Raw genomic sequence first — 22,991 nt, 5'->3', positions numbered from 1 at the left:
GGCGGGGCCCGCGTGGCTCAGGTGGAAAGGCCGGCTTTCGCGCGTCGGTCGGCGAGTTCGTCGGCCATCTGGAGCGTGAGGGATTTGTTCAGCTTGCAGAAGGCGATGGAGATCGCGCCGCCGGCGAAGAGGAGGCCGACGATGAGGCTCGAGGAAACGAAGTAGCCGTGCACGGCGTTGGCGGCGGACGGGAGTTTGGTGTCGTAGCCGAAGGCGCCGGCCATGATCCAGAGGAACGCGGCGGAGCCGAGCGCGAGGCCGGCCTTGAGGGAGAAGCCGATCGTGGCGAAGACCATGCCGGTGAAGCGGCGGCCGGTCTGCCATTCGGAGTAGTCGGCGGCGTCGGCATACATGGCCCAGGCGACCGCGATGGTCGGCGCGTAGACGATCGAGCCGATCACGGCGAGGGCGAGCATGCCCCAGGTGTTCGTGGGAGAGAGCAGGTAGTAGGCGAACGAGTTGAGCGCGGCCAAGCCGAAGCCGGCGAAGATGACGGCCTTCTTGCCGAAGCGCGCGGAGAGTCCGGCGGAGAGGATGATGAACACGATCGTCGTCGCGGTGCCGGTCATGTTGACGATGCTGTTGAACACGTCCGCGACGTTCGACGTGGCCGCGGTCTCGCGCGTGCCGTGGACGATGTAGCCGAGGAAGTCGAGCAGGCCGGCGCCGCGCGCGAGCTCCGGTGTGGTGAGGCCGAGTTTCTCGACGAAATCGAACATCGCGGCCTTGTCGGCGTAGTGGTGATAGAAATTGTAGTGCGCGCCGCCGCGGTAGGCGAGCATACCGAAATTGAAGACGGTGTAGGCGACGAGGGCGATCCACGGGCCGTTTTTCAGGAGGTCGACGAAGTCCTGCTTGGGAGAGCTTTTCACTTCGCTGACCGGCTTGATGCGTTCGTGCGTCGTCAAGAAGGTGATGACGAAGAGGACGAGGCAGAGGACGGCCCAGATCGTCATCGTGACTTGCCAGCCGTGCTGGCGGTCGTGGCCTTCGGCGAATTTGGCGACGAGCGGGAGTGTGAAGCCGCCGACGATGAACTGCGCGATGTTGACCGAGACAAAGCGGTAGGAGTTGAGCTTGGTGCGCTCGTTGAGGTCGCCCGTCATCACGCCGCCGAGGGCGGAGTAGGGCATGTTGTTCATCGAGTAGAGCGTCATCAGGATCGTGTTCGTGATGCCGGCGTAGGCGATCATCATGCCGGTGCTCCAGCCGACGGGCGTGGTGTAGGCGAGGACCATGACGATGGCCCACGGCCCGGCGGTCCAGAGGACCCACGGGCGGAATTTGCCCCAGCGAGTGTTCGTGCGGTCGGCAAGCACGCCCATGATCGGGTCGAACACGGCGTCCCAGAGGCGCGGCCAGAGCAGGATGGCGGCGGCGGCGTTGGCGGAGAGGCCGAAGACGTCGGTGTAGAAGTTCAGCTGGAACAGAACCATCGTCATGAAGACGAAGTTCGCGGCGGCGTCGCCGGCGCTGTAGCCAGCTTTCTCGAGGAACGAGAGCTTTTGACCAGGGGTGCTCATGGGGTGGGGTGGCGGCGCGAAGAACGAACAGCGGGGTGGGGAGCGGCAGCCTGTGCGACGCCGGAAACAGGGGGCAGCATGAACGAGCGGAAGCGAGCTTCAAGCCCCGCGCCGGGCGCGCAACTTCCAGTGGACGCTAACATTAGAGCCAGCGCCGTCTCGCCGCCTTCGGTGGCGGTTGAAAACAGGGTGCGAGCGCTACGGCAGGCTGACGGCGTGGACGCGCAGGAAACGGCGCGGGTGCGTCGTGGGATGAAGCGGATTGGGGAAAGCGCGCTCTGGAATTTCGCGATTTTTGCGGCCCCTGACGTTGTTGACGAAACCGCCGCGCGGGAGAGCGAAAAAAGCAAAAACGCGCGCCGAGGCGCGCGTTTCGAAAAGGGCGGAGCCGAGTGCGGTGGCGAGCGCTCAGCCGTGCAGATACTGCATCAGGAGGTTCTCGAGATGTTCCTGCTTGCCGGAGCGAGGCGTGGGCTCGCCGAGTTTGGTGAGAACGAGTTTCTCGAGCGACTGGAAGGTCGCTTTGCCCTTCTCGATGTCGCGACCGTAGTCGCTGTCGAAGGACGAGTAGCGGTCGGCGACGAAGCGCTCGAACTTGCCGTCGGCGAGGATGCGTCGCGCGACCTTGAAGGCCAGCGCGTAGGCGTCCATGCCGCCGATGTGGGCGAGGAAAAGGTCCTCGGGATCGATGGAGGGACGGCGGAGCTTGGCGTCGAAGTTGAAGCCGCCGGTGCCGAGGCCGCCGGCCTTGAGGATCGAGACCATCGCAAGCGTGAGCTCGCGGACGTCGGTGTTGAACTGATCGGTGTCCCAGCCGAGGAGCTGGTCGCCGGTGTTGGCGTCGATGGATCCGAGCATGCCGGCGGCGGCGGCGACCTCGATCTCGTGCTGGAACGAGTGGCCGGCGAGCGTGGCGTGGTTGGTCTCGATGTTGAATTTGAAGTGTTTTTCGAGGCCGTAGGTGCGGAGGAAGGCGATGCCGCTGGCGACGTCGAAGTCGTATTGGTGCTTCGTGGGCTCCTTCGGCTTCGGCTCGATGAGGAACTGGCCCTTGAAGCCGATGGCCTTCGCGTAGTCCACGGCCATGTGCATGAAGCGCGCGAGGTGATCTTGTTCGCGCTTCAGGTTTGTGTTGAGGAGGGTCTCGTAGCCTTCGCGGCCGCCCCAGAAGACGTAGTTTTCGCCGCCGAGTTCCTTGGTGATTTCGAGCGCCTTCTTCACTTGCGCGGCGGCGTAGGCGAAGACGTGGGCGTCGGGGTTGGTCGCGGCGCCGCACATGTAGCGCGGGTTCGAGAAGAGATTGGCGGTGCCCCACAGGAGCTTCACGCCGGTGGCTTTCTGGAGCTGCTGGGCGTGCGCGACGAGCTTGTCGAGGTGGCGGTTCGATTCGGCGAGTGAGCGGCCCTCGGGCGCGATGTCTCGGTCGTGGAAGCACCAGAACGGCGACTCGATCTTGGTGAAGAACTCGAACGCCGCGTCCATGCGGACCTTCGCGATGGAGACGGGATCCTTGCCGCTCTCCCACGGGCGCACGATGGTGCCGGGACCGAACGGATCCGAGCCCACGCCGCGGAACGCATGCCAGTAGGCGATGGAGAAACGCAGGTGCTCCTTCAGGGTTTTGCCATCGACGCGTTCGGTGGGGTCGTAGTGCTTGAACGCAAGCGCAGTGCCCGAGCGCGGGCCTTCATACGGGATGCGGCCGATGCCGCGGAAATGTTCAGGGGTCTTCTTCATGGCAGAAAGAGATCGATTACAGCAGGTGAATGACGCCGACGAGATTTCCGCGAGTCGCGTCGTTGCACAATCGCCCGTCGGAACTAACATTAGACTTGAGGAGAGCTTGCGCGCGGTGTGCGCTCGCGCGAGAGACAAGCCGCTGCACCCCGCACCCCATGAACGATCGCCGCACCACGCTCGCTGACGTCGCGAAAGCCGCGGGGGTGCACGTCACCACCGTTTCGCTCGCGCTCCGCAACCATCCGCGCCTGCCGTTGGAGACGCGCGAGCGCTTGCAGGACCTCGCTCGCAAGATGGGCTACACGCCCGATCCGTTGCTGCGCGCGCTCGTCGCCTATCGCGGCCGCAACATGGAGCGACGCTCGCCGTCGACGCTGGCTTACGTCACGAACTGGGACTCGGCGTGGGGCTGGAAGAAGGTGACGGCGCACCCGAATTTCTACGAGGGCGCGCGCGCCAAGGCCGAGGAACTCGGCTACAAGCTGGAGCATTTCTGGATGCGCGAGCCCGGGCTGACGCACGGTCGGCTCAGCGGCATCCTCGCCGCGCGCGGCATCAACGGCGTGATCATCGCCTCCCACCAGCGCGAGGCGGACGACTCGATCCACTTCGAGTGGCAGCGGTTCAGCGCGGTGAAGATCGACTATTTCCCGCACAAGCCCGAGCTGCACAACGTCACGAACGACCAGTGCAGCATCATCCGCCTCGCCATGCAGCGGGTGATCGCGGCGGGTTACCGGCGCATCGGCTTCGTGATGCACCGCGGATGGAACTACAGCGTCGATCACCTGTGGTCGGCCGGATTCCTCTGCGAGCAGGCGAATTTGCCGACGCGCGATCGCGTGCCGATGTTGCTGTTCCCCGACGCGGAGCCGATCGAGGATTGGATGAACGAGTCCAAGACCGACGTCGTCGCGCCGCTCGATCGTTTCCAGGAATGGTATGAGCGCCATCAGCCCGAGGTGATCATCGCGAAGGCCTCGTTCGTGCAGCCGTGCCTGGCGGCGATGAAGCTCCGCGTGCCCCGCGACGTGGCGCTCGTCGACGTGTTTCTCGACAGCTTCGACGGCAGAGTCGCCGGCGTGCGCCAGAACTACGAGACGGTGGGCGCGCTTGCGGTCGAAATCCTCGCCGGCCAGCTCCACCACAACAAATTCGGCGTGCCTTCGATTCCGACGACGACCTTCGTTGAAGGCACGTGGTTCGACGGCGCATCGTGCCCGATCCCGGCGCGGCGCTGATCGGATTTCCGACAACCACGAAAAACACGAAACACACGAAAGGAGAGGAGCTGAATAAACTGGAGAGCGATTCGTCAAGCGGGGGGCTGTGGTCGCGAGCGATGACTTAGCTTCGGCCTGCTTTTCGTGTGTTTAGAGTGTTTCGTGGTTTCTCCTTCATTTCCTCGAGTCTGAAATTTTTCCCATGAGCATCTACCTTGGCATCGATAGCGGCACGCAGAGCACGAAGTGCGTGGCGCTCGACCTCACAACCGGACGCGTGATCGCGGACGCCCGCGCGCCCCACCACCTCATCGCCGGCCTGCCGCCCGGCCACATGGAACAGCACCCGCAGGAATGGGCGGCGGCGATGGAGAGCGTCATCGGCGCTGTGGCGGCGAAGATCGACGCCTCGCGCGTGCGCGGCATCGGCATCTCGGGCCAACAGCACGGTTTCGTTCCGCTCGACGAGCACGGCGCGGTCATCCGTCCCGCGAAGCTCTGGTGCGACACCTCGACTGCCCCCGAGTGCGCGTGGCTGACGAAGAAGCTCGGTGGCGTGAAGGCCGTCATTCGCGAGACCGGCTTGCCGTTCCTACCGGGCTACACCGCGGGCAAGATTCTTTGGCTGAAGCGTCATGAGCCCGCGAATTTCAAAAAGCTGCGTCACGTGCTGCTGCCGCACGATTTCCTGAATTTCCACCTGACCGGCCAATACTTCATGGAGGCCGGCGACGCGTCTGGCACGGCGCTGTTCGATGTCCGTCGGCGCCGTTGGTCAGCCAAAGTCTGCGCGGCGATCGATCGCAAACTGATCGACTGCCTGCCGCCGATCTCCGATTCGCGCGCGGCCGCCGGCACACTGAAGCCGGAACTGGCAAGGCGCTGGGGCTTCGGCGCGGACGTCGTGGTTTCCGCCGGCGGCGGTGACAACATGATGGGAGCGATCGGCACAGGCAACGTTGCGCCGGGCGTCGTGACGGCGTCCTTCGGCACGAGCGGCACCATTTACGCGTTCGCGAAGCAGCCGGTCGTCGACCCGCAGGGCGAGATCGCGGCGTTCTGTTCATCGACGGGCGGCTGGATGCCGTTGCTGTGCACGATGAATGTCACACTGGTGACGGAGCAGATGCGGCAACTCTTCGGCGCGGATCATGCCGCGATGGAATCGGCGGTCGCAGCCACGGCGGCGGGCGCGGACGGTTTGCTGCTGCTGCCGTATTTCGACGGCGAGCGGACACCGAACCTGCCGCACGGTCGCGGCGTGCTTTTCGGAATCACGCGGCACAACACGACGCCCGGCCACCTGATGCGCGCGGCGATGGAGGGCGTGACAATGGGCATGAACTACGGCTTGCAGCGCCTCGGTGAGCTCGGCATCAAGCCGCGCGAAATCCGCCTCACCGGCGGCGGCGCGAAGTCCGCGACGTGGCGGCAGATCATGGCGGATGTGTTCGGTGTTCCCGTGGTCAAGATGGTCGAAGACGAGGGCGCGGCGCTCGGCGGTGCGCTGCAAGCGGCGTGGTGCGATGCGGGTCGACGCGGCGAGAAAAGCGACCTCGCCGCGTTGTGCGCGCGCGCGGTGGCGCTCGACGAGTCGAGCCGTTGCGTGCCGGACAAGGCGCGGGCAAAACTCTACCGCTCGCTGCAAGCCAAGCAAAACGCACTTGGCGTGACGATGCGGCCGCACTTCGGCTGAGGCGCGCGCCGCCGCTCAGTCGGTGAGGCCGATGGAGGCGAGGTAGCACTCGATCCAGGTGAAACCGTCGGGCGCGGCGGCGGAAGCATCGCGCGCGTCGTGCGGATCGAGGCCGTGGGCCTGCTCCCACGCGTCGGGCATGCCGTCGCCGTCCGCGTCGGCCGGAGGCGGCGCGGAGCGGTAGACCGGCCAGCCGCCGACGGCGCGGGTCGAATTGATCGTGTGCCCGGTGCGCTCGCGCACCGAAGCGACGATGCGCGCGTCAACGACGTCGCGGCGCGGAAGCACGGCGCCCGCTTGCGCGAGAACTTGCGGCAATGCGTCCGCTGCGGACTGGGCCGTGAGGCCGCTCCCGGGCACGGTGGGCGTGGCGGAGCGGTCGCGAAACGGTGCGCGCGAGACGGCGACTTTCCACTCATCGTCGGGTGCGGCGTCGAACGGCGCGCCTTCGACGGTGTTGTCGCGCAGGAAAACCGCGGAGCCGGGCCGGATTGTCTTCTCAAGGCCGACGCCGAAGCGGTTGTGCGTCTGCGGGCCGGGCAGGTAGGTGTTGCCCACGATGTCGGCGCGCTGCGGGCCGCTGCCCTCGCGATCGGTGAGACCGGTGGCGAACCAGCGCCAGTTGTAGACGACGTTGTTGACGACTTCGGCGGAGGTGTCGCCTTTCAGGAGCGGATTGCGGTCCTGGTTGTGGGCGAAAAGATTGTGGTGAACCGAGACGCGTTGCGCGTGATCGCCGACGAGCAGCCCCATGCCGTGTGCGCCTTTCGGGTGCAGGCTGTGCGCGAGCGCCTCGGTGATCAGACACCATTGCACGGTGATGTCGTGGCAGGGGTGCCAGAGGGAAACGTTCTCGTCGATCGCCCAGCTGACTGAGCAATGGTCGAGCACGACATGATGGACCGGTTCACGCGGATTGCCGATGCCGACGCCGTCGCGGTTGTCGGGATCGGGGCCCGCGAGATCGTCGCCGACGCGGAAGCGGAGATGGCGCACAACGACGTCATGCGTGCGGATGCGGAGCGCGCCGCCGCGGATGCAAATGCCGTCGCCGGGCGCGGTCTGGCCGGCGATGGTGGCGAACGGTTCGTCGAGATTGAGATCGCGCGCGAGGCGGATCGTGCCACCGACGCGAAACACGACGATGCGCGGACCTTTCGTGCGCAGCGCGGCAGCAAGACTGCCGGGGCCCTCGGCGGCGAGCGTGGTGACCGCCATGACCTTGCCGCCCCGGCCGCCGGGAGTCTCCGTCCCAAATCCCTCCGCGCCGGGGAAGGCGGGCAGTGCGCCGCGCGCGAGGCTCAGAACTGCGCCGAGCGACGCGAGAAGGAGGAGCGGTGATCGCGGGCGCATGCGAGCGGGACAAGATCTAGCGGCGGCGCGGCCATGCGGCGAGCGTTTTGGAACGTGTAGGCGCGAGAGTGGAGCGACCACTCAGCCGATCTCGAGAATGCCCTCGCCGACGCCGGGTGGCAGGGTGATCTCGAGCGTGCCGGCTGCGCGTGGCCGCGCTGACACGCGCGAGCCGTTCCAGCGCGCGGATTCGGCGGCGGCATCGACCACCGCGAGCACGACCGGAGCCATGGTGTTGCCCGTCGGGAAACGAAGTCGGGCCCGGATGCGGTCGGCGGTCGTGTGTTGCTCGAGGATCAGGCAATCGTGTCCGCCGGTCACCGTGCCGGGGCGGAAATAGGCGGCGAACCAGCTGAGCAGTGGCGGCGTGAGCCCGGCGAATTGATGCCAGCCGGCGCCGCGGCCGCTCTTCACGATGAAATGCTCGAAGCAGCAACCGGTCGCGCGCACTTCGCGTTCCCACGTGCGGAGCGCGGTCTCCGCGACCTGCCAGGCGAAGTCGCCTTCGCCGAGGTCGAGCAGGGTTTTCCAGAAAAACCACTGGTGCGGGAACCACACCGTGCCGTTCCAGTAGCCGTCGTCGCGGTAGTAGGGAGCGCTTTGGTCCACGGTGGTGAGGCCGACATCGGTCCAGAATACTCGGCGGTCGCGCAGGCGACCAAGGAAGAGCGCACGCTGTTCGGCCGTGCAGATGCCGGCGACGAGAGGGTAGATGCCGTCGAGACCGCGGTTGAAATTCGCGCCACTGTCGTGTCGCAGCGGACCGAGCGGCGTGCCTCCGGCATCGTGCCGCACATAGCTGAACCAACCGCTCTCGGCGTCCCACGCGTGTTGCTGGAGCGCCGCGGAAAATTCCTCGATGTCGCGGTCGAATTCGGCGGCAGGCTCGTCGAGCAGCGGGGCGAGGCTGCGGAGAATCTTCGCGGTGCGGATCGCGTGCGCGGTGTTGACGACAGGCGTCGTGCTCGCGGTCAGGGGCGTGCCGCGGATGAATTTCTGCGGGGGATAGTCGTCCCAGCCGCCGGAGTTGTAGAAATAGTCCCACGTGCGCAGCAGGCCGGAGTCGAGGTTGCGCGTGGTGGAGCCTTCGCTGCGGCCGGCGAGGAAACGATGCATGCGGCGCGCGGGCGCGAAGAAACGGCGGAGCAGCGCGGTGTCCTGCGTGCGGTTCCACAGCGCGTGCAGTTGGTAGATCTGCACCGGGACGGGACTGCCGTGAAAGGTGAAGGCCGCGTCCTCGTCCGCGCGCGAGAGATAGGCGGCGAGATTGTCGACCGAGCGGGCGGGATCGAGCTCGAGCAGGCCGAGACCGATGAAACCCGAGTCCCACGTGTAGAGCGAATCCCACCAGCGGCCCGGCGTGTAGTGCCGGATGAATTTTCCGCGGCGACGCACGGGATAGACGACGTTCGTCGCCACGGTCGCGGCGAGGCGTTCGATGCCGTAGGCGAAAACGCGCCCGGCCGCGGTGTGCGGCGGCACAGCAGAAAGAGCGGCGACGCGGTCGCCATGAGGTCTCGCGGCGAACTCGGCCAGTTTTGCGCGAACCCCGGCGAGATCCGCTTCGTGGCAGGCGAACGCGGAGAATTGGCGCCGCTCGCCGGGGGCGAGGAAAAGCGGACGCACGAAGACGTTCGTGTAGTGGCGTTCGCCTCCGAGTTCGAACCGACGCTTCACGTGCTCGTGCGTGTAGAGCGGGAAGTCGTATTCGATGCGGTCGGCCAGCCACTCGCGCACCTCGGAGTCGGCCGATTCCCACGCGAGTCCGTAAACGCCGGGAGCTGCCCCGTAGGCGAGGGCGAGCGACGACGAGTCGAGCGCCGTCACTTGCGGGCGGTAGTCGAGCGGCGGCACATGGAACGCCACGCCGACCTTGTTGTTCGCGTGGACCAACGCGAAGCCGTCGATTTCGACCTCGCTGCCGGCAGTGACTTCGAGCGCGAATTCCGTCGCCGCCGGATCGCCAAGCGGAATCTCGGCCATCCGGAACGAACCGTCGCCGTCGAGCGCGAGATCGGCGGCGTAGAGCCCTGCGCAGCGGAGGTGCGTGCGCGCGCCGGAGGCGGAGCGATAGCGGAGCAACGCCACCGTGTCCGCCGGCGAGAAATTCGCGGGCCGCGCGTAGCGGACGTGCTGTCCGGTTTTCCGACCGAACCCGCCGGCCAGCGCGACGCCGTTGACGCAGCCATCGCGCCGAACTTCGCCCCAGATCTCGGCGTTGTCCGGCAAGTGCCGCTGCGGGGCCTCCTCATCGAGGGTGAGCGATCGATAGTTCGAGCCATCGATCCATTCGGCGCCTTCCGGCAGTGAAACGCTCGCGGCGCGGAGCGGCGGCTGGCGATACGGACCGGCTTCGGGAAAATGGATCGAGGCGAGGAAATGTAGCGAGAGTTGCTGCGGCTCCATGGTGTCGTTGACGAGGTGCGCGCGGATCGCGGTGCCGCCGGCTTCCTGACGAAAAGCGACATCGACGTAGAACTCTTCGAGCCCTCCGAGCGGATATCTCAACGTGTAGTGCGAAAGGTCCGGGGCGGCGCTCCAAGGCTGGAAACCGGAGTCGTAGGTGACCATCGGGACCGGTTGGCGGCGGCGATAAAGACCGGGGAACACGGAGAGATCGAAGCGCAGGCCACTGGACGGATCGGGCAGGTGCGAGATGCCGGCGAGGTGCTTCGTGTAAGGTCCCCACGCCGGCAGGCGCAGGTCGCCGTGATCGCTCAGGCCGTCGAGCAGGTCTGGGCTGGCGCTGGCGGTGATCGCGGTCGAGCCTCGCGCGCGCAGCACGAGAGCGGAGGCGAGGAGCGACGTGTTGCGGATGAATTCGCGGCGATTCACGGCGGCAGGGAAGGGGTGCACGCTCCTAGTCGGCGGTATGGATCGCGAAAAGGGTGCCGGAAGGCAAATCGTTACCTTTCCCGCTTCCCGAGCGAAAATGCCGCCGCGCGTGACATTGAGGTTCCCTTTTCGCCGCCGGGCGCTATCGGCGTGTTCACGTATGCCAGTGACGATGCGAGATGTGGCGGAGCGGGCACGGGTGTCGGTCGCGACCGTGTCGAAATGCCTGCGCAGTCGCGGCAACATTTCCGCCGCGACGCGCGCCGAGGTGCTGCGGCTTGCGGAGGAAATGGGTTACCGCACTCATCCTTTTGTTTCCGCCCTGATGCAGACGCGCCGCCGCAAGCGCACGAGCGGCGCGCAGCAGCCGGTGCTCGCCTACGTGACGGCATTCCAGACGCACGATGGGTGGACGAAGATGCCGTCGCCGCTGTTGCGGCTCTTGTTCGATGGTGCCACGGAGCGTGCGACGGCGCGCGGTTACCAGCTGTCGCATTTTTGGCTGTATCGCGACGGGATGAGCAACCAGCGGTTCAGCGAAATGCTGCGCGCGCGCGGTGTGCGCGGCGTGTTTCTCACTCCGCTGCCGCGTCTCGGCATGCAGATCGACCTGAAGTGGGAGTATTTTTCCGTCGTGGCGCACGGTCTGAGCATCGCGCATCCGGTGTTCCATCGGACTTCGAACGACCACTATCAGTCGATGATGCTCGCGCTGCACGAATGCCACCGCAACGGCTACCGGCGTCCGGGTTTCGTGATGGATGGGCCGCTTTGCCAGCGGCTCGAGCATCGTTGGGAGGCGGCGTTCATGATCGAGCGCGAGAAACTCGGCTTCGATACCGGCGTGCGCTCATTGCTTTACCAGACCTGGGATGCGGACGAAGTGCGGCGCTGGGTGCGGCGCGAGAAGCCGGACGTGATGATCTCACTGTTGCAGGAGGAGCAGATGCAGCAACTCGCCGCGCGCGGATTGCGCATGCCGGAGGATCTCGGCCTGATTAGCCTCTCTGTGCACGATCCGGAGAGTCAGATCACCGGCATTCACCAAAATGCGCGGCTCATCGGTCGCGTGGCCGTCGACAAGCTCATCGATCTCGTCGAGCGGAACGAGTGCGGCGTGCCCGAGGATCCCATCACGCTGACGATCGAGGGCAAATGGCACCCGGGCCACACGCTGCACTATTTGCCGGCGGACGAGCGCGCCGGGCACCACGTCATTTAGCGGTTCGCGACAGATCCCAGAGCGTCAAGCCGCGCAAATCGCGCGGCGGGCGGCTGCGTTGGAACAGCAGGCTGGTGGCGTAGCCCGTGACGACGCAGGTCACGAGCGCGGCGAAGCCCTGGAAGAACGGGTTGATGCTCGTGAACATTTGCAGGCCCGCGGTGGCGGCGATGCTGGCGAGCGCGCCGACGATGACGCCGGGAGAGTTGGCGCGGCGGGTGAGCAGGCCGAGCGCGAATACGCCGGGCAGACCGCCGCCGATCAGCGCGGCGAGTTTCAAAACCTGATCCCAAAGCGACGGGACATTCAGGCTGGCGAGATACGCGGCCATCGCCGTCGCGGCGCAGCCGGCGGCCACGGTTGCGACGCGCGCGACGCGCAGCCGGATCGAGTCGCTCGGCTCACGGCGCCAGAGCGGCAGGAAATCGGTGGCGACGATCGTGGCGGCGGAGTTCACGTCGCTGCTCAGCGCACCCATCGCCGAGGCGAGCACGCTGGCGATGACCAGCCCGACGACTCCGTGCGGCAGTTCGTTGACGATGAAGTAGGGGAAGATGGCGTCGTTCGCCATGTCGGCCGGCGGCGGCGTGTGACCGCGGTAGAAGGCGAACAGCGCGGTGCCGACGAAGAAGAACAGCACCGAACTCGGCAGTCCGAGCAGCGCGCCGAGCGCGACCGTGCGCCGCGCGGCGCGCTCATCGGCCGTCGCGAAGACGCGTTGCATCAGCGATTGGTCGCTGAGTTGGAAGAAAACCGTGCGCGCCATCAGGCCGGCGAACACCCACACGGTCGGATCGGTGAAATTCCATTCCCAGGACACGGCGGCCAACTTGCCCTCGCGCAGGCCGATTTCCCAGATGCCGCCGAAGCCGCCCGGCACGCCCGCCGCCATGTAGCACAACGCGAGAGCGACGCCGCCGAACACCACGACGAATTGAAACACGTCGGTCCAAAGCACCGCGACGAACCCGCCGAGCATCGCGTAAGCCACCGTCACGCCGCCGAGCAGCGCGATGCACGCATAGACGTTGAAGCCGGTGAGCGATGCGAGCGCGAGCGACGGCAGCAGCATCACGACGCTCATGCGCCCGAACACCTTCAGCAACACACTCAGCGTCGCGCCGAGCAGCCGAACCTCGGCGCCGAAGCGCCGGTCGAGATACTCGAAGACCGTCGTGATGTTCAGGCGGCGCAGGGCGCCGACGAAGCAAAACGCGATCACGAGCGTCGCGAACGCCTGCGCCGGCGCCGAGCCGATCGCGCGCCAGTCGGTCGCGTAGCTTTTCGCCGGCACTGCCATGAAACTGATACTCGTGGTCGCGGTGGCGTAGAAGCTGATGCCGGCGGCCCACCAGCGCACGCGGCGATCGCCGCGGAAGTAGTGCTCGGACGATTGGCGGCGGCGCGAGAGCCGCCAGCCGAGAAACAGGTTCGCCGCGAGGTAGGCGCAGAGAATCGCGTAGTCCACCCAATCGAAGGAGTGGAACGTGGCGGAGGCGAGCGCGGGGGCGGCGGACATGGCGCGGGGAAAACGCGCGGGACCCTGACCCGCGTGCCAGCACCATGCAACATCGATGCGTGGCGGCGCGCACACCGCGTGGCTTCGCAGTGTCGGTCGAGGCTCCTTGGGTAACAATTTACCTCCGCGGTCCCTTTACTCCCCGCCTGGGTCGGCCAGAGGTGAGGGCCGTTCCACCCCGACCACCCCGCATGAGTCTTTCGCGGCTGAAAATCCCTTCACCCCTCCGCGCGCTCGCCCGAGCAACCCACGCCTGGCCTTTCCGCCGCTCGTTTGGCGCTGTGCTCGTTGCCACCGGCGTGCTGGTGCTTCCGGCACTCGCCGCGACCGCTGCGCCGAAGCTCGATTGGGCGGACGTGCCCGCGATTCTCGCGCGCATCACGCCCCCGCAGTTTCCCGCCCGCGAGTTCGACATCACGGCGTTCGGGGCGAAGGGCGACGAGAAGACCGACAGCCTCCCGGCCGTGCGCGCGGCGATCAAAGCGTGCGTCGCGGCTGGCGGCGGCCATGTCGTCGTCCCGGCCGGCACCTACCTCCTCAACGGGCCGATCCACCTCCAGAGCAACATCGATCTGCACCTCGCGGAGGGCGCGACGCTGCGCTTCAGCGGTCGCCCGGCGGATTTTCTGCCGGCGGTGCTGACGCGTTGGGAGGGCGTGATTCTCCACAATTACTCGCCGATGATCTACGCGCGTGGCGCGGAGAATGTGGCGATCACCGGGCGTGGCACGATCGACGGCAACGCGCGCCAGGAATTTCGCCAATGGGCGATGGACATTTCGAAGCTCCAGGATCGTGGCCAGGAGATCAGTCGCCGCATGGGCGCCGAGGGCGCGCCGCTGGCCGAGCGGCAGTTCGGCGAGGGCTATTACCTGCGCCCGAGTTTGATCCAGCCCTACGAGTGCCGGAACGTGCTCATCGAGGGCGTAACCTTTAAGGACGCGCCGTTCTGGGTCATCCACCCGACGTTCTGCACGAACGTCACGGTGCGCGGCGTCACGGTCGAGAGCCTGCTGATCAACAACGACGGTTGCGATCCCGACTCGTGCACGGATGTGCTGATCGAAAACTGCCGGTTCCTGACCGGCGACGACGGCATCGCATTGAAGGCCGGACGCGACGCCGACGCGTGGCGCGACGGCCGCCGCACCGAGAACGTCGTCATCCGCCACTGCGTCTTCCAGTCGAAGATCAACGCGCTGTGCATCGGCAGCGAGATGTCCGCCGGTGTCCGCCACGTGTTCATGGAGGATTGCCGGGTGGAGGAGGGCGAGTCGTGCATCTATTTCAAGTCGAACGCGGACCGCGGCGGCTTCATCGAGAACGTTCGCGTGCGGCGCGTGGCCATCGATCTGTCGCGGGCCGGCGTCGTGCGCTTCGAGACGAACTACCACAGTTATCGCGGTGGCAACGCGCCGACGGCTTACCGGGATTTCGTGATCGAGGACGTCACGTGCGCGAACGCGACCAACTACGCCGTGTTCGCCGAAGGCACGCCGCAGTCCCCGATCGAGGACGTGCTGTTGCGCAATGTTTCGATCGCGCACGCCAAGGAGCCGCTCTTTCTCCGCAATGCCGTGTCGCTGCGACTCGAGAACGTCCACGTCAACGGCCAGACGCTGCCCGAGCACCCGCCAGCGACGCCCGAAGGCACCGCCAAGCTCCCGATCCGGCTCTGAGCGCGAGCTCCTGATTTTCCCCTAACCCCCGAGGCCATCATGCAAATCACCCCCGTCACCTCCCGCGGCATCCGGCGCGCCAGTGCGCTCGCGGCCGCCGCGTTCGCCGGCGTGTTCGCGTCCGCCCAGACGACCGCTCCGTCGAGCTCCACCACGCCCACGTCATCGCCGGTGCCCGTTGTCCAGAAAGACGACGCCACCGTGCAACTCGACACCTTCGTGGTGACCGGCATTCGCGCCGGCATCGAATCGTCGATCGCCGCGAAGAAGGAATCCGTCTCCATCGTCGAATCCATCACCGCCGAGGACATCGGCAAGCTGCCCGACGTGAGCATCGCCGAGTCCGTCGCGCGCCTGCCCGGCCTCGCTGCGCAGCGTGTCGACGGTGCGGCGCAAGTCATCTCCGTGCGCGGTCTCGCACCGGACTTCGCGACCACACTGCTCAACGGCCGCGAACAAGTGAGCACGGGCGACAATCGCGGCGTCGAGTTCGACCAATATCCCTCCGAGCTGATCAACCGTGTGCTCGTGCAGAAGACGCCCGACGCCAGCCTCATCAGCCAGGGCCTCTCCGGCACGATCGGCCTGCGCACGATGAGCCCGCTCTCGCTGAATCACCGCACGATCGCGGTGAACGTCCGCGGCGAGCGCAAGACCCTCAACAACCTCGGCGCCGACTCGAAGACCACGGGCAATCGCATCAGCGCGACCTACGTCGATCAATTCGCCAAGAAGACCATCGGTGTCGCCTTTGGCTACGCGCACATGGAATCGCCGATTCTCGCCCAGGAATTCGGCACCTACGGCTGGTCCACCAACCAGCAGGCTAACGCCAACCGCAACGGCTTCGTGCCCGGCACGACGCTCACCAGCGGCATCAAGACTTTTGCCCGCAGCGGCATGAACACGCGCGATGGTTTCATGGGCGTGCTCGAGTGGCGTCCGACCGCGTCATTCACGTCGGTGATCGACGCCTATTATTCCAAGTTCCGCCGCGAACAGACCAACCGCGGCATCGAGACCCGACTCGACGGCAACCGCGGTAGCCTCACTGCACCGTTTCTGCCCGTGCAGGCGCTGGCCTTCACGCCGGGCAAGCTTTCGAACAACGCGCTGCTCTCTGCGACTGTCGCGAACGTCTACCCGGCGGTGCGCAACATGTATAACGACCGCACCGACAAACTCTCGGCCATCGGCTGGAACGGCCAATACCGCACGGCGAAGTGGGTGCTCACGGGCGACATCAGTTACTCGAAGGCCGAGCGTCACGAGCTCAACCTCGAGACGCAGGCCTCGCAGCGCTCCGCCACCAACGCGCCGGTCGGCGACACCGTCACCTACGATCTCACGCCGGACGGTTTCCCGACGGTCTCCTACGGCCTCAACTACGCCGACCCGAGCACCGTGAAGATCGGGCCGACGGTTTTCCGCGCGGGCTACGGCAAGGTGCCTTCGATCAAGGACGAACTCACTTCCTACCGCGTCACCGCGTCGCGCAGCCTCAGCAAATTCTTCGACAACGTCGAAGTCGGCTTCAACTACGGCGACCGCCAGAAGGTCAAGGACCAGCCCGAGCAGCGCCTGATCGAGAAGACCACCGACCTCCCGCTCTCCGTCGCGTCCGATGCATTGCTCGCGAATTCCACACTCGCCTTCGCGGGCACGCCCGCGGCGCTGAGCTGGAATGTGCCCAAGATCCTCGCGCTCGGCGTCAACTACGCGCCATTTAACCCCGGCTACGGCACGTCCGGCATCGGCTCGTCGACCGGCGCCGCGGCCGACCTCGCTTCGAAACGCTGGAAGGTCATGGAGGACCTCGCGACGTCTTACATGCAGTTCAACATCGACTCGATGCTCGGCGCCGTGCACGTCCGCGGCAACCTCGGTGCGCAAGTCATCGGCGTGGATCAATCCTCCAGCGCCGACTACGTCGACCGCCGCGAGCCCGTGCTCGCGAACCAGCTCAAGCGCCGCACCGACGGCAAGAAATACACCGACGTGCTCCCGAGCCTGAACCTGTCCTTCGAACTGCCGCACCAACAGGTGCTGCGCGTCGCCGCCGCGAAACAGGTCGCGCGTCCGCGTCTCGACCAGATGCGCGCCTCGCTCGATTTCTCGATCAACGGCGTCAACGGCGAGCCCAGCGCCACCGGCGGCAATCCGCGCCTCGATCCGTGGCGCGCGAACGCCTTCGACATTTCCTACGAGAAATATTTCGCGACCAAGGGCTACGTCGCACTCGCCGGATTCTACAAGGACATCAAGAGCTACGTCTTCGACCTCACGACCGAGCACTACGACTTCTCCGAGTTCACCGCCGGCGATCCGACCGTGACGACGCCCTTCGGTCGCTTCAGCCAGCCGCTCAACGGTCGCGGCGGCAACCTGAAGGGCCTCGAACTCACCGTGTCCGTGCCACTCCAACTCGTCGCCCAGCCGCTCAACGGCTTCGGCTTCGTCGGCAGCGTGTCGCGCAATTCGAGCGCGATCACGATCGATAACACCAACATCGGCTCCAACGTGATGCTGCCCGGTCTGTCGAAGACGGTTTCGAGCCTCACGTTCTACTACGAGAAGAGCGGATTTTCCGCCCGCGTCAGCCGCCGCTGGCGCTCGGATTTCGTCGGTGAGATCACGGCCTTCGCCAACACGCGCGCGCTGCGTTTCGTGAGCGGCGAGGCGGTGGTGGACGCCCAGGTCGGCTACACGTTCCGCGACGGCAAGCTCAAGGGCCTCGGCATTCTTCTCCAGGCCTACAACCTCACCGACTCGGCCTACCGCACCTATCGCGAGACCCACGCGCAGATCGAGGAATTCCAGCGCTACGGCCGGACCTACCTGCTCGGCGCGAACTACCGCTTCTGATTGGTTACACGGGCGCGGCCAGGACGCGTGGGGGCGTCCGGCCGCGCCTCGTTTTGACTGGTTCTCTCAGCCTGACCCGCGACGATCAACCTGCCGCGCAACCCACGACGCTCATGCCCGATCTCCCCTTTGTTTCCCGCCGGACCGTGAGCTTGGTTGTCACCGTGGCGCTCGGGGCGGTTGCCGCGTGCGCGACGCCGTCCACCGATGCTGCGACCGCACCCGTCGTCGTGCCGCGCTTCACGCATCCGGGCGCAGGACAGACTTTCTATTTTGTCCTGACAGATCGCTTCGCCAACGGGACGAGCGCAAACGACGGCGGCGAATTGCCGGCGGGCGACTCGGCGAGCGGATTCGATCCCGCGCGGCTCACTCATTTTCACGGCGGTGACTTCGTCGGCCTCACCGCGCGGCTCGACTATCTGCAGAATCTCGGGATCACGGACGTGTGGGTGACACCGCCGTTCCGCAATCTCGCGGTGCGCACGCGTCCGGATGGGCGGCAAACCACCGGCTATCACGGCTACTGGGGGCTGGATTTCCTGCACATCGACCCGCACCTCGGCACCGACGCGGAGTTTCAGGCGTTCGTCGACGCCGCGCACGCGCGCGGCATCCGCGTCACCATGGACATCGTGGTGAACCACACCGCCGACGTGATTCGCTACGCCGACGGCACCGACTACGTGGACACGAAGACGGCCCCGTATCGCGACGCCGCAGGGCAGCCGTTCGATCTCCGTGCGGCGGCCTACAACGGCTTGAACGATCCCGCGGCGTTTCCCGCGCTCTCGGTCGAACGCAGTTTCCCGCGCCGTCCGCTCGTGCCTCCGGGGCAGGAGAACGTGAAGAATCCCGCGTGGCTCAACGACCCGACGCTCTACCACAATCGCGGCGACTTGAGCAAAGCCGCGCCCGAATCGGCGATCTACAGCGATTTTCGCGGCCTCGACGGGATCATGACCGAGCATCCGCGCGTCGTGCGCGGTTTCATCGAGGTGTTTCGCCATTGGATCGAGGACATCGGCGTGGACGGCTTCCGCATCGACACGGCGAAGCACGTCAACGCGGAGTTCTGGCAAGCCTTCGCGCCGGCCATGCGTGCTGCCGCCCGCGCGCGCGGCCGGCCGGAGTTCCTCGAATTCGGCGAAGTGGTGGGGCAGGGCGGCGACGCGGCTTACCTGAGCGGCTTCTCGGTCGCCTGGCCGCTGGATGCGACACTCGATTTCGGCTTCTGCGGTGCCGCGCGCGCCTACGTTTCGCGGGCGGAATCGGCCGCGGCGCTCCGGGCTTTCTTCGAGCGCGACGACTACTACACGGACCACGACAGCAACGTGCATTCGACGACGACTTTCCTCGGCAATCACGACGCGGGTCGCTTCGGTTTCAATCTCGTCACGGACAACCCGACCGCGTCGTCGGCGCTGCTGACCGATCTGACGAAATTCGCGCACGGACTGTTGCTCCTCTCCCGCGGGCAGCCCGTGATCTACTACGGCGATGAGCAGGGCATGATCGGGCGCGGCGGCGACCACGATCACGCGCGGGAGGACATGTTTCCGGCGCAGGCCGGCGAATTTCGTCAGGCGACGTTGCTCGGCACCCAGCGCACCGGCGCCGATGACAAATTCGACCCGCAACACCCGCTTTACCGCCTGGTCGCCGCGCTCGCGAAATTGCGCGCGCAACACGCCGCCCTGCGCACGGGTGCGATGCTGCTGCGGGCGACGGACTCGCCCAATGTCTTCGCGTTTTCCCGCGTAGATCGCACGGAGCGCGTCGAATATCTGGCGGTGTTCAACAACTCGCGCACCGACACGGTCACGACGCGAGTGCCAACGAGCCAGCCGGCGCGGGCGCGATTCGCCGGGCTTTTCGACTCCGCCACGAGCGAGGCGGCCGGCGACTTGGAGCTCGACGCGTCCGGCAGCGCAACGGTGACGCTCGCGCCCCTGCAGTTCGGTCTCTGGCGTGCCAAGCGGCCGCTTGAGTCTACAGCGGCGCCGCGCGTGACGCTGGTAGCGCCACCGGCGGGAGCGACGCTCGTAAACGGCTCGCGCGAGATCGAAGGAACCATTTTCCCGCTCCGTCAGGAAATCCGCGCCGAGGTGGCCGGGAGCGATGACGTTGCTGAGGTGACTTTCACGTTCACGCGCGCCTCGCGGCCGGGGCAGTCCGAATTGATCGGCACGGACGACGCGCCGCCGTATCGCGTCTTCTGGCAGCCGCCGCCCGACATTGCGCCGGGAGAGACGGTTGTTTTCTCCGCCGCCGTGAGCGATCTGCGCGGACACGTGGCGGTCGATCGCAGCGCGTCGTTCACTTGGTCGGGCGCGCCGCCAGAAGGCAGCATCCGCGGAGCGCAGACGCCGCATTTGAAAACGCCGCTGCCGGCCGCGCGCGAATTGGGTGCGGGCGAGGGTTTGGTGCTCGTGGCGGAATTTGTGGGCACGCCAGCGATCGAATTCCAGTGGCTGCGCGATGGCGAAGTGCTCCCCGGAGCGACGAGTGCGACTTTGCACTTGGTCGCCAGCGAGGCGTTGCCGGGAAATTATTCAGTGATCGCGCACAACCTCGCGGGCACTGCCGTGAGCGCTCCCGTGCGCGTGCGGCGGAGGTAACAATTTCCCTTCGGCGGGGCTTTAAGACGGGTGCAGTCGGCGTAGACCGGACGCGCTCACATCAACCCCTCGGCTGCGCGCCTGTCACGGCGGCGCGGCCGTCTCACCCCAGCGCCGCCGTGTGCGGCGCATCACCCCGATGAAAAATCCCTGTGTCATCGCGCCCGCATGCGGGCGCTTCCGGCCGGCGTTCGCCCGGCTGTTCGCACTGACGACGTTGGCCCTGCTCGCGACGACGGTTCCCGCGCGGGCCGCGAACGTTTTCTCGCTCAACCAGAAATTCGACACGCTCACGACCGATTCGACGCCGGGCAGTCCGTGGACGGTGGTGTCGACCGGCGGCGGCTCCGTGCTCGTGAAGGAGGAGCTCAATGCCCACGACAAAAGCGTGCGCGTCCAGAAACTGCTCACGTCAGGCACGTCGAGCTTGTCGACGGCACTGGGCAGCCTGAGCGGTCGCGTCGTGTTCGAAGCGCGCGTGATGGCGCGCGAGACGGCGGGCTTTCGCGCGGTGCCTTACGTCTACAACAGCGGCGGGACGACGATCGCTTCGGTCGCGTTTCAGGACGGCAATATCCGCGCCTATGTCGGCGCCACGTCGACGGTGGTGCAGAGCTTCGCGATCAACGTTTGGTATCACTTGCGCCTCGTGATCGATACCAACACCGATCAATTCGACCTCTACGTCGACGGTGCGCAGCGGTTGAGCAAGGCCGCGCTGCGGAGCGCGACGACGAACGTGGCTTCGCTGAGCTATTTCATGGATGGGACGAACACCGGCACGTTCTACGTCGATACAGTGCGCGTCTACACCGAACCATCGGCGGTGTTCGCGGATCGCTTCGATACGCTCGTGACCGATTCGACGCCAGCGAGTCCCTGGTCGGTCGTTTCGACGGGCGGCGGATCGGTTAGCGTGAAGACCGTGCCATTTGCCGACGACAAGAGCGTGCGCGTGCAGAAGCTGAACACGTCGGGCACGTCGAGCTTGTCCACCACGGTCGCCGATCAGAGCGGACGCGTGGTTTTCGAGGCGGATGTCATGGCGCGTGAGACCGCGGGCGCACGGGCCTTGCCCTACATCTACAACAGCGGCGGGACGACCGTCGCGTCCGTGCTGTTCGAGGACGGCAACATCAAGGCCTACGTCGGCGGCACGAAGACAACGGTGCAGGCGTTCGAGCCCGACGTCTGGTATCGTGTGCGCGTGGTCGTCGACACCGGCACGGACAAGTTCGACCTCTACGTCGACGGCGTGCGCAAGATGAACGACCAGGCGTTGCGCGCCGCGACCGCGTCCGTGAACAAGGTGAGTTTCTTCATGGACAGCACGAACACCGGCACGTTCTACGTCGACGGCGTCCGCATCTACAACGAAGCGACCTTCATCGGCGCCGCGCCGACGCCGGTCTACGACGTGCGCACCTACGGCGCCACGGGCAACGGCTCGACCAACGACACGACTGCGATCCAGAACGCCATCAACGCCTGCGCCGGCACCGGCGGCTCGGTTTTGTTGACGGCCGGCACTTATCGCACCGGCACACTCACGCTGGGCAGCAACATGACGTTCTTCATCGATCCAACGGCGACGTTGCTCGGCAGCGCCAACGCGGCGGATTATCCGGCGCAAGCCTCCGGCACCGGCAACACGCAGGTCAGCAAGAACTGCAAGCGCGCGCTCCTCTACGTGCCGAGCCGCTCGCAAGTGCGCATCGACGGCGGCGGCGCGATCGACGGGCAGGGCGACTCCTTCGGCGGCGCCGAGGGCGATCGGCCGATGCTGATTTGGTCGGTGCTCTCCAACAACGTCGCGATCCAGAATCTCTACCTGAAGAAGGGTGCGGTCTGGAGCCTCGTGAGCATGGAGTCGGATCAGGTGCTCATCTCGAACATCAACCTTCAGAGCAACAACATCACCCACGATGGCATCGATGTCGTCGATGGCGCCGACATCATCGTGCAAAGCTGCCAGGTGCGCAGCGGCGACGACGCGATGTGCCTCAAGACCGGCGTGCGGCGCGGCATCGACACGATGACGATTCGCGATTCCGTTTTCGGTGGCGACGGCACGTCGGGTGGCTCGAACGGCATCAAGTTCGGCACGGCGACTTACGGCGGTTTCTATGCGCTGGATATCCACGACAACTACGTGAAGGACGTCCAATACGCCGCCATGGCCGTCGAATCGCGCGAGGGCGCGAACGTGGATCAGATCCGCTTCCGGCGCGTGGAGTTCGCCAACGTGGGCAGCGCGTTCTTCGTGTATCTGGCGCAGCAAGCCACCACTCATCCCGTCGGCGACGTGCCGAAACTCGGTTCAATGAACGCGGTGTCCTTCACCGATGTCACGGGCTGGACGACGAACTGGCCGAATTCGCCGCACCAGGCCGCGCTAATCACTGGCCACGTCTACAACGGCACGACCTACCGGATCACGAACCTGTCGTTCACGAACGCGAACGTGCTCTTCGAAGGCGGCCGCACGAGCGTGCCCGGCGCGCCGCCGGAGGCCACGCCCGGCCAGTATCCGGAGTCGAACATGTTCGGCGACTTGCCGCCGTGGGCCTATTACCTGCGGCACGTCAACGGCGTGACCTTCAGTGGCTGCAGCTCGACCTTGGTAAACTCAGACGTGCGCTCGAAGCTCGTGACGAGCGACGTCAGCGGCCTCGTCGGCGCGCCGTAACCGCCGCCGGCTAAAGAAAAACCCGC

General features: G+C 66.1%; 12 protein-coding genes. 7 read left to right on the top strand and 5 right to left on the bottom strand.

The genetic code is table 11. The features are described from left to right. Positions 1-17: 17 nt before the first annotated feature. Both HZA32_15605 and xylA read right to left on the bottom strand, forming a co-directional pair. Complete coding sequence (locus HZA32_15605) at positions 18-1,523, bottom strand: MFS transporter (protein MBI5425504.1); 1,506 nt, start codon at positions 1,521-1,523, stop codon at positions 18-20. Positions 1,524-1,931: 408 nt separating this feature from the next. Then, positions 1,932-3,260 (bottom strand): xylose isomerase, encoded by a 1,329-nt coding sequence (xylA, locus tag HZA32_15600; GenBank protein ID MBI5425503.1) that lies wholly within the window; start codon positions 3,258-3,260, stop codon positions 1,932-1,934. Between the two features lie 158 nt (positions 3,261-3,418). Here xylA and HZA32_15595 point away from each other — a divergent pair, with 158 nt between their 5' ends. Next, a complete protein-coding gene (locus HZA32_15595; GenBank protein MBI5425502.1) occupies positions 3,419-4,504 on the top strand; it encodes a LacI family DNA-binding transcriptional regulator in 1,086 nt (361 codons plus the stop codon). A gap of 184 nt (positions 4,505-4,688) precedes the next feature. After that, on the top strand, positions 4,689-6,182 hold the full coding sequence (gene xylB / locus HZA32_15590; GenBank protein ID MBI5425501.1) for a xylulokinase: 1,494 nt from the start codon (positions 4,689-4,691) through the stop codon (positions 6,180-6,182). A gap of 15 nt (positions 6,183-6,197) precedes the next feature. Here the strand turns inward: xylB and HZA32_15585 are convergent, their stop codons facing one another. Both HZA32_15585 and HZA32_15580 read right to left on the bottom strand, forming a co-directional pair. Further along, positions 6,198-7,535: a pectate lyase gene (locus HZA32_15585; GenBank protein MBI5425500.1), complete on the bottom strand. Its 1,338-nt coding sequence runs from the start codon at positions 7,533-7,535 to the stop codon at positions 6,198-6,200. An 81-nt stretch (positions 7,536-7,616) separates the two neighbouring features. Further along, positions 7,617-10,370: a hypothetical protein gene (locus tag HZA32_15580; GenBank protein ID MBI5425499.1), complete on the bottom strand. Its 2,754-nt coding sequence runs from the start codon at positions 10,368-10,370 to the stop codon at positions 7,617-7,619. A gap of 160 nt (positions 10,371-10,530) precedes the next feature. On the opposite strand from HZA32_15580, the gene HZA32_15575 reads away from it, so the two are divergent. Continuing rightward, complete coding sequence (locus HZA32_15575; protein ID MBI5425498.1) at positions 10,531-11,592, top strand: LacI family DNA-binding transcriptional regulator; 1,062 nt, start codon at positions 10,531-10,533, stop codon at positions 11,590-11,592. Here the strand turns inward: HZA32_15575 and HZA32_15570 are convergent. After that, positions 11,585-13,111: a sodium/solute symporter gene (locus tag HZA32_15570; GenBank protein MBI5425497.1), complete on the bottom strand. Its 1,527-nt coding sequence runs from the start codon at positions 13,109-13,111 to the stop codon at positions 11,585-11,587. The genes HZA32_15575 and HZA32_15570 overlap by 8 nt on opposite strands. A 191-nt stretch (positions 13,112-13,302) precedes the next feature. Between HZA32_15570 and HZA32_15565 the strand changes: the two genes are divergently transcribed. The 4 genes from HZA32_15565 (at position 13,303) to HZA32_15550 (ending at position 22,965) form a co-directional block, all read left to right on the top strand. Continuing rightward, on the top strand, positions 13,303-14,790 hold the full coding sequence (locus HZA32_15565) for a glycoside hydrolase family 28 protein (protein ID MBI5425496.1): 1,488 nt from the start codon (positions 13,303-13,305) through the stop codon (positions 14,788-14,790). A 39-nt stretch (positions 14,791-14,829) separates the two neighbouring features. Beyond that, the gene (locus tag HZA32_15560) at positions 14,830-17,655 is read left to right on the top strand and encodes a TonB-dependent receptor (GenBank protein MBI5425495.1); all 2,826 of its coding nucleotides are present in this window, start codon (positions 14,830-14,832) and stop codon (positions 17,653-17,655) included. A 113-nt stretch (positions 17,656-17,768) separates the two neighbouring features. Further along, positions 17,769-20,276: an alpha-amylase gene (locus HZA32_15555; GenBank protein MBI5425494.1), complete on the top strand. Its 2,508-nt coding sequence runs from the start codon at positions 17,769-17,771 to the stop codon at positions 20,274-20,276. A gap of 139 nt (positions 20,277-20,415) precedes the next feature. After that, complete coding sequence (locus HZA32_15550; GenBank protein ID MBI5425493.1) at positions 20,416-22,965, top strand: hypothetical protein; 2,550 nt, start codon at positions 20,416-20,418, stop codon at positions 22,963-22,965. Positions 22,966-22,991 lie beyond the last annotated feature (26 nt).

The organism is Opitutia bacterium (genome assembly GCA_016217545.1).
In the GTDB taxonomy this organism is placed as follows: Bacteria; Verrucomicrobiota; Verrucomicrobiia; order Opitutales; family Opitutaceae; genus Didemnitutus.
The sequence above is the reverse complement of the archived record's forward strand: the minus strand, read 5'-3'. Positions and strand labels throughout refer to the sequence as shown.

Coding starts and splice junctions, on each gene's coding strand:
- HZA32_15605 (MBI5425504.1), bottom strand. CDS start 1,523: ATGAGCACCCCTGGTCAAAAGCTCTCGTTCCTCGAGAAAGCTGGCTAC.
- xylA (MBI5425503.1), bottom strand. CDS start 3,260: ATGAAGAAGACCCCTGAACATTTCCGCGGCATCGGCCGCATCCCGTAT.
- HZA32_15595 (MBI5425502.1), top strand. CDS start 3,419: ATGAACGATCGCCGCACCACGCTCGCTGACGTCGCGAAAGCCGCGGGG.
- xylB (MBI5425501.1), top strand. CDS start 4,689: ATGAGCATCTACCTTGGCATCGATAGCGGCACGCAGAGCACGAAGTGC.
- HZA32_15585 (MBI5425500.1), bottom strand. CDS start 7,535: ATGCGCCCGCGATCACCGCTCCTCCTTCTCGCGTCGCTCGGCGCAGTT.
- HZA32_15575 (MBI5425498.1), top strand. CDS start 10,531: ATGCCAGTGACGATGCGAGATGTGGCGGAGCGGGCACGGGTGTCGGTC.
- HZA32_15570 (MBI5425497.1), bottom strand. CDS start 13,111: ATGTCCGCCGCCCCCGCGCTCGCCTCCGCCACGTTCCACTCCTTCGAT.
- HZA32_15565 (MBI5425496.1), top strand. CDS start 13,303: ATGAGTCTTTCGCGGCTGAAAATCCCTTCACCCCTCCGCGCGCTCGCC.
- HZA32_15560 (MBI5425495.1), top strand. CDS start 14,830: ATGCAAATCACCCCCGTCACCTCCCGCGGCATCCGGCGCGCCAGTGCG.
- HZA32_15555 (MBI5425494.1), top strand. CDS start 17,769: ATGCCCGATCTCCCCTTTGTTTCCCGCCGGACCGTGAGCTTGGTTGTC.
- HZA32_15550 (MBI5425493.1), top strand. CDS start 20,416: ATGAAAAATCCCTGTGTCATCGCGCCCGCATGCGGGCGCTTCCGGCCG.